Consider the following 13706-nt stretch of genomic DNA (forward strand, 5'->3'; position numbering starts at 1 on the left):
CGAAGCAGACCTGCTTCGAGGGCCCTTTGGTGTTTCATTTAGCGAACGGCTGCTACCTCGGGTGAAGTAGGTGTTTCGTCGATGATCGGGGCTGGGGGAGGCGTGGGGGAGCCGGAGCGACCACGCGCACTCTCCGCGATGACATAGAGCGTCGGAACCACGATCAGGGTCAGGATGGTTGAGGTCGTCAGACCACCGATGACCACAATGGCCAGCGGGCGAGAGATGAAGCCACCTGAGCCTGCACCACCGATACCCAGCACCATTGGCATCAGAGCCAGGATGGTCGCGATAGCCGTCATCAGGATGGGGCGCAGACGATGGCGTCCGCCTTCGACAATCGCTTCGCGGGCCGTCATCCCCTGCTCGCGATACTGGCGTACCAGGTCAAGCAAGACGATGGCGTTAGTGACTACGATACCGACCAGCATCAGGAAGCCGATGAGTGCCGCGGCACCCAGAGGCGTGTTGGTCGCCAGCAGGAGGATAAGTGAACCCGTCGCGGCGAAGGGAATCGAGATCAGCAGGATAACAGGCTGCAAGAGGCTGCGGAAGGTCGCAACCATGATGCAGTAGACCAGAATGATCGCGATGAGTACTGCGAGTCCCAACTGGCTGAAGGTATCGGACTGGTCGGCACTGATGCCACCCAGGGAGACCTTGGCGCCAGAAGGCACGCTCAGCTTGTCCAGGGCCTGCTGTACGTTGGCACTGACTGCACCGACATTGCTATCGGTCACAGTTGCGTTGACTGTGGCTGTACGATTGCCGTCGATATGCGTGATCTGTGTTGGCCCATTGACCTGGGTTACCGTCGCGATATCCCCAATCTTGACGCTGCCAGTTGTCGTGGGAATGCTCAGTGCTTTGATCGCGTCGATATTCGAGGCTGGATTACCCACAAAGAGATCGACATCCTGCTGGCTGCCATTCACGGTGATGTGCGTCACCGTCGAGCCGGAGTAGACCTGGCGGATGTTCTGCGCGACCTGGATGGGGGTCATACCAATTTTGCCCGCCTTGGTCGAATCAACCACAATATTGTATTGCGGAGAGGCCGAGGTCAGACTGCTGGTGATATCAGCCAGGCCCGAGATGTTTGAGATGCTGTCTTGAACCTGCTTGGTAGCTTCATTGAGCGTCTGATCATCATTGGCCTGAATATTGATGGCGATACTGGAATTTGTTGGACCCGAGTTGCCCGCTGAAACTGTCAGCGTACCCAGGCTTTTATCCGTCTCCAGGCGGTCGCGGAGATTTTTCTCAAAGGCGGTCTGATCAATACCATCTTTGGTTACGATGGTGAAGCTAATGGCGTTAGAGCCACTGCCACCAGAGAGCGATGAGAAGCTACCCGCGGAACCAACGGTTACCTGGTAGGTTTTGATGTCGGAGAGGTCGGAGATGGATTGCTCGATCTGCTTGGCGATTTCATCACTCTTATCCAGGCTCGCCGCAGGTGGGAGCGTCAGGCTAACGCTATAGGCTCCCTGGTTGGATGAACCGAAGAGGTTTGTTTGCAGCCCGCCCGCAAAAGCGAACGAAACCACCAGCAGCGCGATGGCTGCAACGACCAGGACGGTGCGCTGCCACCAGGCACCCGTGACCCAGCGTACAATCGCCACATAGCCGCGCTCAAGCCAGGAGCCAGAATGCTTCTTTGTTGCCTGTCTTTTGGCAAGTACCTCGGCTTTCGGCCCTTTAAGGAACCAGTAGGCCAGCACAGGGATAATGGTCAGGGCCACGAAGAGCGAGGCCAGCAGGGCGACGGTCACCGCCACAGAGAAGGAGCGGAAGAGTTCGCCGACCAGGCCGCCCGTAAAGGCGATAGGGAGGAAGACTGCCACGGTGGTCAGGGTAGAGGCTGTAACCGCGCTCGAGACCTCGCGTACACCGTTGAGCACGGCGCTTTTTTTCTCCTCACCCTCTTGCAGGTGGCGATAAATGTTTTCTAGAACGACAATCGAGTCGTCTACGACGCGACCCACGGCGATGGTCAGACCACCAAGAGTCAGGATATTGAGGGTATAGTTGCCAACGTAGAGACCAATCAAAGCGATAACGATGGAAAGCGGAATGGAGACCGCAGTCACCAACGTCGAACGCAATGAGAAGAGGAAGAGCAGGATCACCACGATGGCGAAGAAGGCGCCGATCAGGCCCTCGCGCGTCAGGTCATTGACTGACTGCGTAATCGATGGCGCCTGGTCAGAGATGACCGAGATCTTCGCGCCATGCCCCACTTTGTTCTGGAGGGCGGTGATATCCTGATTGACAGCCTGTGAAATCGAGACTGTATTGCCGCTCGTGGTCTTGACCAGCGAGATGCCCAGGCTGGGCTGCCCATTGGTACGCGTAAGCGAGGTTGAAGGCGAGAGATCCTCCTTCACCGTCGCGACATCTTGCAGCTTGACAGGTTTAGCGGGCGCGAAAGTCTGTGTCGTGTTCGCACCAGAGATGGTAAAGCCCGCGCCCGTGTTCGTACCTGGAATGGTAACTGTTCCGGGGAAGCCGGAACCTGTAGAGGCCGACTGGCTGCCAACGACCAGATTTTTCAGGTCGTCCAGCGAATTAAGGGTGTTGCCCGCGGTGATAGGAATAGTCTTGCCATCACTCGTCGTCGAGCCAGCGGGGAGGGTGACGTTATTAGCCTGCAGGGCACCCTGCAACTGGCTAAAGCTCACACCATGTTCTTTCAATTTCTGGAGATCAACTGTGATCGTTACGATCTGTGTGCGTACGCCAGTGACATTGACGGTACCAACACCATCGATACGCTGCAAATCTGGCACCACATCATGCTTGAGTGCGTCAGCCAGCACCTGCTGATCCTCATCCGCGCTCACTGCGAGCTGGATGATGGGGAAGTCGGTGAAGCTAAAGCTTTGTACCTGTGGCGTCACATTGCTGGGCAGGCTGGTCTGCGCCTTGTTAATGCGCTGTGTGACGGTCTGCGTCGCGCTATCGATGTCGGTCCCATAGTCGAAGGAAACGACGAGGACCGCTGTCCCCTGATTGGAGTAAGACGTGACTTTTTGTACGCCTTTGATGCCCTGAATATTTTGCTCCAGGGGATTGGTGACATCGCGCTCGACGACGGAGGGCGATGCGCCCGGATAGACCGCAACAACCGAGAGCGTCGGGAACGTAATGGAAGGAAAGAGTTCCTGCTTAAGGGATGGAATAATAAAACCGCCGAGCAGGAGGATCGCGATGGTCGCCAGTGCGACGACACTTCTATTAGCGAGGCTGAGCCTCGAGAGGTATGACATACCTCGTGATCTCCTTTCATAATGGCCGCGAGGCACATTATTGAAACAGTGATGGCTGTAGAGATGAAAAAAGTTTGCAGGCTCTGGTAACGGCAAGATGTTTACACATAATGGCCTGTTCAGAGCATGCTCTGGATTAGTATGCGCGTAGAAACGCTAGCTTCTGTCAGATGTCTCAGGACTGGTCCTGCGCGTGAGGATGGTGGTCCGGCACGTAGGTTTGCAGGACTTTGCGAACCTCTGCCTCCATCTGCTCTGGCGGTGTCTTCACCTCAAGGAAGACATAGCCAAAGATGAGGCCCAGGCCCAGGCAATGCAGCAGATCCGCCGTTGCCTGGGAACCCTGGAGTTGCACCTCTTCCTGGCAACGATCTCTGTCGCGCTGGCGTAAAGAGGCAAAAAAATCTCGTAGACGCTCGCCGATGTCGGGTCGATGGATGGAAGAAGAGGCAAAATGGAGTAACAGCAGGTAGAGTGAGCGGTCAGCATCAACTGATTGGCAAAGAGCTTGAAAGAAACGATTCAGAGAGCGCGGTGTTCCCTCTTCCGACTGTGTTTCTTGAAAACGCGTATGCAGACGCTGAATGACATCTTCCAGAACGGCAAATAAGATCTCGTCTTTATCTTTGAAGTGATGTGTCAGGCCGCCAACCGATATATCAGCCTTTTTGCATATATCGGCGATAGTTGTCTCGGCCCATCCTCGCTGCGCCGCGAGTTCTTCAGCGGCTTGAATGATTTGCCTGCGCCGGATGGAGCGGATGTCGATCCTGCTCATAGGCTCTCCTGTGCTCTCCTTCTTGTCCCTATTGCTATCACCTTACAGAATTATCGTTCGATAAACAGAATATACATTCTGTCCAGGTAATCGTCAAGCCTATTAGGAGTAAGGGATGAGGGGAAGGTGAAATGATACGCTCGGCAGCCGCAGGCTGCCAGGGCGTATCATTTCACCTTCCCCTTTTTCTGGCTTATGAGCAGGCGCGATGCTAAGCGTGCTGCGGTGCTGCTATTGCGTCGCGTGTCCAGGCGCCGTCGATGACGCGCCAGGCATGGGTGGGATTCTCATCCTGGAGTTCGCGTGGCAGGCGCGAGGGGCGGACATTGTCATAGCTTTGCAAGACCGTGAAGCGACTGATAGAGGCTGGGATGCCGACGGAGGTAAAGCCCGCGTGCCCCGTGGAGGGGAAGGGTCCGCCATGCTGCATAGCCGGGCTGACCTCGACGCCCGTAGGCATTTTGTCATTGAGCAGGCGTCCCACGCGCTGACGCAGGACCGGTTCCAGGCTCTGGTACAGGGTCTCGTCGACGCTTCCGGTGTGACTGTAGATGGCTCCAGTCAGGTTGCCCTCCAGGTGACGCGCAATCTCCACCATTTGCTGCTCATTCTCGACGACAACAAAGAGGCTGACGGGGCCAAAGGCTTCGGTTTGCAAGGCCTCGCTCTCGCGCAGGAACTGTTCCCCGGAGACGCGAAGCAGGGTATTGTTGAAGCGGAAGCCCTGCCCCTCTACAGGCGTTCCACCTGTGAGCAACTCGGCACTATGCGCGGTAAGCGTCTTGAGACTTTCCTGTAGCCCACTAGAGGTGCGCTCGTTGAGCAGGACGCCTGGAGCTTTCTCCTGAAAGAGTGCGGCCACGCGCTGGACAAACGTCTCGCTCTGGGGGCCACCAGGGAGGACCACGAGTCCGGGATTGGTACAGAATTGGCCCGTACCCATCAGGCATGAGGTGGCGAATTCGTTTGCCAGAGCCTCCAGGCGCTCTTCAAGCGCTCCCGGAAGGATAAAGATTGGATTGACGCTTGAGAGTTCGAGATAAATGGGTTTGCCTGCGCGGTCGGCAGCCGTTTTCAAAGCCAGTCCCGCGGGGCGTGACCCCGTGAAGCCCGTGGCACCAATCAGGGGATGGGAGACAAGCTCCAATGCGAGCTCGTTGGGGAAGTGATAGAGCAATTGAAATGTGCCTGCTGGCAGGCTAACGCTTTGTAGCGCCTGCGAGGCCAGCTCCGCTAGCAGACGTGTCGTTCCTGGATGGCCAGGATTGGCCTTGGCGATGACGGGATTACGCGCCACGAGCGCTGCGGTAAAGTCGCCTCCGGCCACGGCATTGAAGGCGAAGGGGAAGTTATTGGGGCCAAAGACGACGACTGGTGCTCCCAGGGGGGCATGATATGAACGAATGTTACGTTTAGTATCGATGACGGGATTGGTCCAGGACCCTTCGCGAGCGGCCTGTGCCCCCAGGCGGAGCTGGTTAGAGGTGCGGGGCAGCTCGTTTGAGTTCAGGCGTGGCTCTTTCGGTAGACCGGTCTCGCGATGAGCGCTCTCGACCAGGGCCACGCGGTTGACTTCAATCAGCTCCGCGAACTGTTCGAGAAAGGCTGCGATCTGCTCAGGCGAGGTCGATGAGAGCACCTCTGCCGCCTGGTGCGCGGCCATGATTGCCTCATAGACATCCTCTTTGCCAGAGATGGGGTAGCTGCCTTCCAGGGCCTGCCCTGTGCTTGGATCAACTGCCTGAAAGTTTCCTACCGGGTTGCGCGCCCCGCGCCATTGCCCTGCGATAAAGACTGGTTGGGTGCTACTCATCGTCTCGCCTCCTTGTGGCTTCTCGTAATCTATGCGAGTGAGCGATGCCAGTTCTACATCGCTCACTCGCTTTTTTGGCATTGCTTAATTTAGGACTGGCCTGTGCTTCAGAGCCTCCTCGATGATCTGCCTGGCGCTGGCAAGCTCCTCTCCTTCCAGTTCGAGGCGTGGTCCTCGCACCTGGGCGCTGCCCATGCCGACCATCTCCTGGGCCAGTTTAATAAGCTGGACAAACTTGGGAACCGTGTCCAGGCGTAGCAGCGGCAGGAACCAGTTATAGAGCGCTTCGAGCTGCGCTTGGTCTCCCTGTCCCAGGCGGGCCTGCTGTGCAAGCTGGAAGAGCGCGACCGATTCGTGGGGGAAGGCATTGACCAGGCCAGCGATCCAGCCCACGGCGCCTGCTTGCACTGCCTCGACAAGGCAATCATCAACGCCCACAAGCAGCTCTAGACGCTCGCCGATTAGGGCGCGAATGGCCGCGATGCGTCGCACATCGGCGCTGGATTCTTTGACAGCCTGCAGGTTGCTATGTTCACGCGCCAGTTCCGCAATCTGTTCGGGGAGAAAGTCGGTCTTATAGGCCAGTGGATTGTTATAGAGCATAGCTGGCAGCGAGGTCGCGCGTAAAACCGCGTCGACGTGTGCCTTCATCTCGCGCCAGTCTGTCGAGTAGACATAGGGTGGGAGGACCATGAGGCCACTACAACCTATGTGTTCCGCGGCTTGTGCTAGCCGCACCGCCTCCGTAGTCGAGAGCGACGCAATACCAGGAATAACCGGGACACGGTCTCCGATTGCCTCAAGGGCCGTTTTGAGCAGGGCAATCTTCTCTTCAAAGCTTAGAGTTGCCCCTTCCCCAAGCGAGCCGAGTGGTACAATCCCTATACATCCCGCATCGACCAGCCAACGACAATGGTTGGCAAAGAACGTATAGTCAATTGTATCATCTCTATTGAATTTTGTGGTAATAGCCGGAATAACGCCTTGCCAGTTGACTTTCATCGAGAAATCTCCTTTGAGTGTGTGTCTTGCATGGATGCGAGACTTGCTATGCGTGCGGAAGCGAGAGGGGGACGGATGGCATCCTGGGTCCAGCCAAAGAGAAAATCGGTCGCGGCGCCACAGACGCGTCCCTGGCAGGGACCCATTCCACAGCGTGTCTGTAGCTTGGCACCACGCCAGCTTGTATGTTGTTCAAGCTCGCCATAAGTAACGTCTTCGCAGCGGCAGACAATGGTTCTGGCATCGGCCAGGGTGCGCAGCTCCGGGCGGAGCGCGAAATATCTGGTTTGCAGGGTGGCGAAAGCGCGTGCGCGTACGCGTCGAGTGAAGAGCTGGCGCGCTTCCTCGAAGTGTTCAGTCGCAGCCAGGCCCGCAATCTGCCCCTCAAGCAGAGAGAGCTCCAGTCCACCGATACCAGTAACCTCGCCCGCGCAGTAGATGCCAGGCTGGTTCGTTTCCTGCCACTCATTGACGTGGACCGCCCCTTCCTGACGCTCACAGTTAAGCGCGGCTGCCAGCTCCACGTTGGGCGCGAGCCCAAAGCCACAGGCCAGGTAGTCACAATCCAGGGCCAGGCTTCGCTTGCCATACTGGAGAATGACCGCCTCAAGTCGCTGGTCGCCCAGGGCTCGCGTAACCCAACAACTGGTTTTTAATGACACTCCTGCCAGCTCGCGAGCAAAGCCAGCAGCTTGCCAGAGGTACGAGGTGTGGTGTGGCAGGTGGAGCGCGAAGCGCGCCAGGTTGCTCCGTGAGGTCTGCTCTGCGATCAGGCTCACCCGGGCACCCTGGTGCTTGAGGTAGACCGCCACCGCCAGGAGGAGCGGCCCACTCCCAGCGATGACGACTCTTTTTCCTGCGATTGGAAGACCTCCCTTGACTAGGGCCTGGAGACCACCAACTCCCATGATACCAGGCAGCGTCCAGCCAGGGAAAGGGAGAAAGCGCTCGCGCGCCCCTGTCGCCAGAATAAGCTGCTTATAGCACAGCTTCAGCGAGCCATCAGGAGTTTCTACAAGCAGTTTTCCAGGCTCAAAAGCCCCGATGACGCGGGAGCGCATATAGTGAGTGATGCGCTCATTTTTGCTCTTTAAGAGCCAGGAGTGAGCCTGGATCCCTGGCTGCTTTGTATGGTCTGCGCGCCAGATCTGCCCACCGGGTGCGGGATTATCGTCCACGAGGGCTACGCTAGCCCCACCTTGGGAGGCGCTACTGGCTGCGGCCAGCCCTGCTGGACCCGCGCCAATGACCAGGATATCAAAAGCGGTGTTTTTCATGTTGTCGTCACCACCATTCCTTCCTCGCAAAGTGTCTGACAACTCAGGGTGTGCTCTCGCTGGTTGATTGTGACCCGGCACTCGTAGCAGATGCCCATGCCACAAAGAGGAGCGCGAGCTTCTCCCTGGACCGAATGGCGATAGGCCTCTATGGGGAGCCGGGCGATGGCCGCAGCCACCGTACTACCCGCGGGAACGCGAATGGCCTGTCCATTGATTGTAAGCTGGACGTGATGATGCATGAGTTGTGTATCAGTCAAGTGTCGCCTCCTCCAGCTTGCGGGTTGGGAGATAAGGCCCCCAGGGAATGGCTGAGGGTCGGCCAAGCATCTGAGACGCGAGCAGGTGTGCCGTGCTTAGAGAGGTGGTGATGCCCAGCCCCTCATGCCCGGTCGCCAGCCAGATATTTTCGCGCTCTGGATAGGGGCCAATGAGAGGGAGCCCATCGGGTGTGGCTGCACGCAGCCCGGTCCAGGCGCGAATGCAGGCGCAGTTCCCTAAGTCTGGCAGGTACTCAAGCGCTCCGGCGAGCACCTTTGCCAAGATAGACTGCTCTATCTCGCGGGAGGCGACGCCTGGCTGGCGCGAGGAGCCGATGAGGATCTGCCCGGTTGCGCGTGGCTGGACGTTGAAAGAGACAGTGTCGCCACTGGCTGCATGGGCGTTTTTGACGTAGCCTAGCTCTACCAGTTGGTGGCGTAGAAAACCTGGATAGCGATCCGTGATCAGGAGATGGCCTTTCTTCGGCTCGATGGGGAGTCCTGGCACGAGTGTGGCTGCCTGGACTCCATTAGCGAGAACGACCTTTGCACCACTGATCACCTGACCATCCTCCAGACGGACGCCATCATTCAGGACATGGGTTACCTGCCCATAGAGTAGCCTGGCGCCATGTTTCTGTGCTTGCTGGAGCAGCCAGTTTGCGCTACGCGGGGGATAGACAACGCTATCGCCGGGTACCAGGAGCCCTCCCGCCAGACCTGGGCGCAGACGTGGCTCCAGTTCATAGAGCTGTGTCGCGTCGAGAATAGAGCTGGGAATCGTATGTGCCGCATATAGGCTGTGCTTGCGCTCTACCTCCTGCATCTCCTCGACATTGGCGGCTACCCAGATGGTGCCACAGCGCGTGTACTCGTGCTGATTGGGTGCCTCCTGGATCAGCTCGTCCCAGAGTAATTGCGAATGGCGCGTGAGCGTAAGCTGGGCGGGACTGTCATCCATGACAACGATATGGCCCATGCCTGCCGCCGTCGCGCCGCTACCCACCGTATCGCCTTCGAGGATGCCTACGCTGCAACCCGCTTTAGCAAGCTCCAGAGCGCATGCCGTACCCACGATTCCCGCGCCTACGACGAGTACATCAAAGGTCTTGCCCATAGCGAATCCCCTTCCAGAAAGGATCGTGCTCGTCAAGGATCAGTCTCCCTTGTAGGGTGATGAAGGCTTCCCCGGTAATCTGGGGGGAGATCTGCCCATTCTCTACCAGGTAGCTGGCTATAAAACGGCTGCCGATAATGCTCTCCTGTATCCAGGACTCTCCAGGAGCCAGTTTGCCATCGGCTGCCAGGCAAGCCACTTTAGCGCTGGTCCCAGTCCCGCAGGGGAGCGGTCATAGGCTTTGCCCGGGCAGAGCACGAAGTTTTTGCTTTGTGTGCCGGGGGAACCCGGACCAAAGAGTTCAATATGGTCGATGAGTGCGCCCTGTGCTCCGGTGATGCCTGCGCCTTCCAGGGCCTCGCGAATGCGCCAGCAGAAGGCGGTGAGTTGCTCAACACGCTCAAAACTGAGTTCTTGCCCATGCTCCTCTACCAGGAAGAACCAGTTGCCACCCCAGGCGATATCGCCCTTAAGAGGGTCATAGCCCGCTAAGTTAATGGTGACCTGGCTGGCATAGCGATAGCTGGGCACGTTGTGAACGGTAACGCGTCCATCCTCATGCAACTCAGTTGTGACGATTCCAACCGGGGTTTCGATCAAGTGCCGCCCGGGCTGAATACGTCCCAGGTGCGCCAGGGTTGCGACCAGGCCAATGGTTCCATGTCCGCACATGCCCAGGTAAGAAACGTTATTAAAATAAATGACGCCAGCGCTACAGCGCGGATCGACTGGCTGACAGAGGAGGGCTCCCACCAAAACATCTGAGCCGCGTGGCTCATTGATAACGGCGCTGCGGAACCAGTCAAACTGCTCGCGAAAGATACGTAATCTCTCAGAGAGGCTCGTCCCCGTTCCCAGGTCCGGCCCACCCTCAAGCACGACGCGTGTTGGCTCACCCGCAGTGTGTGAGTCAATCACATCGACATAGCGCATGTCTTTACCACCTTCTCTTTGTCTCGTACAAGTCGGAGCTTAAAATTCTTGTATGCCTTTATCTTATGCGCTAGGATGGCATAGTTTCTTGTACAATTAAGGGAAGATATATGCGGATTTTGGCATAAGCGAGGTGCGAGAATGTCTTCGTTCCAAACAGAGGCGCGCTCAAGGCAGTCGGTGGAGTGGGTAATGTCTGCTCGCCAGCAGCTTGCGCACGCACTCATTGACCCCTTTTTCGTCGAGGTGCTTTTTGATCAATTGTCCGATGTCGTTTTCTTTATCAAAGACCTGCATGGTAGATACCTGGTGGTCAATGATACATTGAGGCGGCGCTGTGGGTATAAGCAGAAGAGTGCGCTTTTAGGCTGTTCATCCCTGGAGGTCTTCCCAGCCGAGCTGGGGGCGATCTATCTGGCTCAGGACCTCGAAGTAATCAGGCAGGGACGAGCGATCTCGAATCGCCTTGAGCTTCACCTGTATAACGATGGTGCCCGTGGCTGGTGTCTGACACATAAGATTCCCTTGCTTGACCAGAACTCTCAGGTCGCCGGGCTGGCCGGTATTTCGCGCGATCTGCATATGCCCGATGAATCTCACCCTGTCTATCAACGCCTCTCCGATGTCGTGGCTCATATCCAGCGTTTCTATGCTCAACCGCTCAGGCTCGAGGACCTGGCTGCGATATCACACCTCTCTGTATCGCAACTTGAGCGGCATATGCAGCGTATTTTTGAACTAACCCCCAAGCAATTTATTATTAAAACGCGTCTCGAAGCGGCGACACGCCTGCTGGAAGGCGATGCCTCCATCACGACCATTGCCCACGCCTGTGGTTATACCGATCACAGCGCCTTTTCAAGGCAGTTCAGGCAGGTCGTTGGTCTCGCTCCCGCCAAATATAGGGAGCTTTTTCGCAGCCATAGGGTGTGAAGTATCGCATGGTTGCATCTAGTCTCGGTCTGCTCACGTAAATAGAATAGAGCGAATATAAAGTGGGAAATATGTTGAAGAACGGTTTAAAAAACATCACATACTTGTAAAAAAAGAGGATTGGTATTATGCAACGCGAAAAAGCATTATTAACGATCAATCCCCGGGCCGGGCAGAACGTTACCAAGATTCCGGACGTGATCTCGGTGCTCTCTGCGGCTGGCTGGGAGACCGAGGTGGCCCTGAAGCAGTACGGTGGCCAGTCGATTGAGATGGCACGTGGGGCCAGCGAGGATGGCCACGATCTCGTAATTGGTTACGGTGGCGATGGAACAATCAATCAAGTGGTAAATGGTATCATGCGCGCGAAGAAGCCTGGCAGAAGCGTGGTAGGTGTCATTCCGGGGGGAACGGCGAACTTGTGGGCTGGTGATATTGGGGTGCCAACTGAACCTGTCAAGGCTGCCCTGGCATTGGTAAATAGCGAAGTTCGCCGTGTCGATGTGGGCCGTGTGGAAGTTTCTTCGGTCTCTTTCCCGGAGAACATAGAGTCTCAACGAACGCCACAGAACGGGAAGAAAGCGAAGAAACGCGCGCGGAAACAAATCGGCTCGCGTGTGCGCAACCATTTCTTGCTCATGGCGGGTTTAGGTTTTGATGCCGAGGTCATGCGCCACGCCCCCAAGCCGCTGAAGTACCGACTCGGTCCGCTTGCCGTTGGTCTGACGGTCGCGCAGAAGTTGCCTGATCATCAGACCTTTCCCATCGAGATTCGCGGGGTTGGCGAGAGTGGGGAGAGCGATATGATCTGGCAAGGCGAGGCGCTCCAGGTCATTATCGGTAACACCCGTCGCTATGCCATGGTGCTGGAGACCACACCTGAAGCTTATATTGATGATGGTGTACTTGATGTCTGTATCATCGTAGGTGGCGACCCTGTCTCAACCATGCAGCAGGTAGGTTCGCTGTTACTGCGCCATAAGCCTCACAACACGACGAGTCAATACTTCCATGGCTCGCACCTGGAGATCAAGGTTCCAGCCTCCGTGCCTATGGAGCTGGATGGAAGCGCGGTCAAGCTCAAAGACTATGTAAGCAAGGAAGATTACGAGCTCATTGGCCAGGTGGAAGACTCCAGTCAGGTGATGGTCTCCTATCGTTTCGACGCGCTCCACAAGGCGCTTCCCATGGCCTTCCCCTGTACCTACAATGAGGAATTGTTCCAGCATCCCCGGCGACACAAGAAGCTGGATCTGGAGCAAGAAGAGGAACATAAGGCCAGTAACATTGGTGATAAGAAGAAAGATGATCCCGCACAGACCGAACTGCAAGAGGCAACTGAGCGGGCCATTTCGCAGCCAGAGCATTCTGTAGACGTGGAGAAAGAGAAGCGCCAGGAAGAGATTCGCGCTGAACTGCCGAGTCTTGTTACCTCGCTCTTCGAGAATGGGCGCAAGGTGACCGTGATAGGGAAGGCGCAACACCCGGAGAAACCCGGTACCTATATCGTGGCAGGTACGACGATAAACGCCTTGACCAGCGAGCAGAAGCCCGCCGCGGTCATTATTGGTAACAATACCGAGGTCTTCGACCAGAACGGCCAGCATATCCTCAGCTCTGCCGTCGCGGATATTCAGGAGGGTGGCACGATGGTAGTTGAGGGCAAACGCAGCAAGCTTGGCGTGATCAAGGCTACGCGCGTGGTCCTTTAAGGGTAAGGTAGGAGGTGTGAGATGGCCCCTGGTTGCCTGCGGCAACCAGGGGCCATCTCACACCTCCTATTAATCCAAAAAACTGATGCCATACTGGCGGGCGAGCTTCTTCAGGCCCTCTGGCGTCAGTTCATTCTGACGAATGCGTTGCCCCATGGTGATAAAAAAGTCTTCCAGCCCAGCTGGAGTGACCATGATCAGGACATGCCAATGCCCCGATCCTGTGGTGTGAAAGGTGTGGGGGATGTTGCGTGGCCCGAAGATGGTCATCCCTGGACTGGCGGAGACGAGATTATTGCCAATGCGGAACTCATACTCGCCTTCGAGGATGTACCATGTTTCATCCTCACGAGTGTGGACATGTAGTGGTGGCCCGACATTGGGAACCGAAGAGTAGGCATTGATCAGGAAGAAGGCTCCCCCTGTCTCCTTCCCGGTCAGGGTGATGGCGGTCGGGTCCTCGGGAGAGCCCGCGATACTGATTCCTTCACCAGGCTGCCTAATGAGTGGCTGGAGAGCAGGGAATGTCTGGACTTGTGTAGGTGCCTCCTGGCTCGTGTTGCGCTTCCTTGCCTCATAACCTATTTTGTTATCTGGCATGCAGTCACC

Annotated in this window: 10 protein-coding genes and 1 pseudogene; 2 read left to right on the forward strand and 9 right to left on the reverse strand. The window is 56.8% G+C overall.

What is annotated here, in order from left to right:
• Positions 1-38: 38 nt before the first annotated feature.
• From JMJ04_RS18995 to JMJ04_RS19035, 8 genes and pseudogenes are all read right to left on the reverse strand, one after another.
• Positions 39-3272 carry an efflux RND transporter permease subunit gene (locus tag JMJ04_RS18995; RefSeq protein ID WP_201372000.1) on the reverse strand — a complete coding sequence of 1078 codons (3234 nt, stop codon included), beginning with the start codon at positions 3270-3272 and terminating at the stop codon, positions 39-41.
• Positions 3273-3447: 175 nt separating this feature from the next.
• Positions 3448-4050, reverse strand: coding sequence for a TetR/AcrR family transcriptional regulator (locus JMJ04_RS19000; protein ID WP_201372001.1), 603 nt, complete (start codon positions 4048-4050; stop codon positions 3448-3450).
• 211 nt (positions 4051-4261) lie between these two features.
• The gene (locus JMJ04_RS19005) at positions 4262-5863 is read right to left on the reverse strand and encodes an aldehyde dehydrogenase (NADP(+)) (protein WP_201372002.1); all 1602 of its coding nucleotides are present in this window, start codon (positions 5861-5863) and stop codon (positions 4262-4264) included.
• 84 nt (positions 5864-5947) lie between these two features.
• Positions 5948-6865: a dihydrodipicolinate synthase family protein gene (locus JMJ04_RS19010; RefSeq protein ID WP_201372003.1), complete on the reverse strand. Its 918-nt coding sequence runs from the start codon at positions 6863-6865 to the stop codon at positions 5948-5950.
• Positions 6862-8142: an FAD/NAD(P)-dependent oxidoreductase gene (locus tag JMJ04_RS19015; protein WP_201372004.1), complete on the reverse strand. Its 1281-nt coding sequence runs from the start codon at positions 8140-8142 to the stop codon at positions 6862-6864. Before JMJ04_RS19015 ends, JMJ04_RS19010 begins: the two co-directional genes overlap by 4 nt.
• Positions 8139-8402, reverse strand: a complete 264-nt coding sequence (locus JMJ04_RS19020) for a (2Fe-2S)-binding protein (RefSeq protein WP_201372005.1) — start codon at positions 8400-8402, stop codon at positions 8139-8141. The genes JMJ04_RS19015 and JMJ04_RS19020 overlap by 4 nt, the downstream gene beginning before the upstream one ends.
• Positions 8395-9519 carry an NAD(P)/FAD-dependent oxidoreductase gene (locus tag JMJ04_RS19025; protein ID WP_201372006.1) on the reverse strand — a complete coding sequence of 375 codons (1125 nt, stop codon included), beginning with the start codon at positions 9517-9519 and terminating at the stop codon, positions 8395-8397. Before JMJ04_RS19025 ends, JMJ04_RS19020 begins: the two co-directional genes overlap by 8 nt.
• Positions 9503-10377, reverse strand: a pseudogene (locus tag JMJ04_RS19035) (proline racemase family protein). The gene JMJ04_RS19025 and the pseudogene JMJ04_RS19035 overlap by 17 nt, the downstream one beginning before the upstream one ends.
• Before the next feature lie 216 nt (positions 10378-10593).
• Between JMJ04_RS19035 and JMJ04_RS19040 the strand changes: the two are divergent.
• Positions 10594-11385, forward strand: coding sequence for an AraC family transcriptional regulator (locus JMJ04_RS19040; RefSeq protein ID WP_201372009.1), 792 nt, complete (start codon positions 10594-10596; stop codon positions 11383-11385).
• A 128-nt stretch (positions 11386-11513) separates the two neighbouring features.
• The gene (locus JMJ04_RS19045) at positions 11514-13097 is read left to right on the forward strand and encodes a diacylglycerol/lipid kinase family protein (protein WP_201372010.1); all 1584 of its coding nucleotides are present in this window, start codon (positions 11514-11516) and stop codon (positions 13095-13097) included.
• Positions 13098-13166: 69 nt separating this feature from the next.
• Here JMJ04_RS19045 and JMJ04_RS19050 read toward each other — a convergent pair whose 3' ends face one another.
• The gene (locus JMJ04_RS19050; RefSeq protein WP_201372011.1) at positions 13167-13697 is read right to left on the reverse strand and encodes a cupin domain-containing protein; all 531 of its coding nucleotides are present in this window, start codon (positions 13695-13697) and stop codon (positions 13167-13169) included.
• Positions 13698-13706 lie beyond the last annotated feature (9 nt).

Origin of the sequence: Ktedonobacter robiniae, assembly GCF_016587375.1 — a bacterium.
GTDB lineage: Bacteria > Chloroflexota > Ktedonobacteria > Ktedonobacterales > Ktedonobacteraceae > Ktedonobacter > Ktedonobacter robiniae.

Excerpts from the sequence above, each read along its gene's own strand:
- JMJ04_RS19050 (WP_201372011.1), bottom strand. The coding sequence starts at position 13,697 with ATGCCAGATAACAAAATAGGTTATGAGGCAAGGAAGCGCAACACGAGC.
- JMJ04_RS19025 (WP_201372006.1), bottom strand. The coding sequence starts at position 9,519 with ATGGGCAAGACCTTTGATGTACTCGTCGTAGGCGCGGGAATCGTGGGT.
- JMJ04_RS18995 (WP_201372000.1), bottom strand. The coding sequence starts at position 3,272 with ATGTCATACCTCTCGAGGCTCAGCCTCGCTAATAGAAGTGTCGTCGCA.
- JMJ04_RS19005 (WP_201372002.1), bottom strand. The coding sequence starts at position 5,863 with ATGAGTAGCACCCAACCAGTCTTTATCGCAGGGCAATGGCGCGGGGCG.
- JMJ04_RS19010 (WP_201372003.1), bottom strand. The coding sequence starts at position 6,865 with ATGAAAGTCAACTGGCAAGGCGTTATTCCGGCTATTACCACAAAATTC.
- JMJ04_RS19045 (WP_201372010.1), top strand. The coding sequence starts at position 11,514 with ATGCAACGCGAAAAAGCATTATTAACGATCAATCCCCGGGCCGGGCAG.
- JMJ04_RS19015 (WP_201372004.1), bottom strand. The coding sequence starts at position 8,142 with ATGAAAAACACCGCTTTTGATATCCTGGTCATTGGCGCGGGTCCAGCA.
- JMJ04_RS19000 (WP_201372001.1), bottom strand. The coding sequence starts at position 4,050 with ATGAGCAGGATCGACATCCGCTCCATCCGGCGCAGGCAAATCATTCAA.
- JMJ04_RS19040 (WP_201372009.1), top strand. The coding sequence starts at position 10,594 with ATGTCTTCGTTCCAAACAGAGGCGCGCTCAAGGCAGTCGGTGGAGTGG.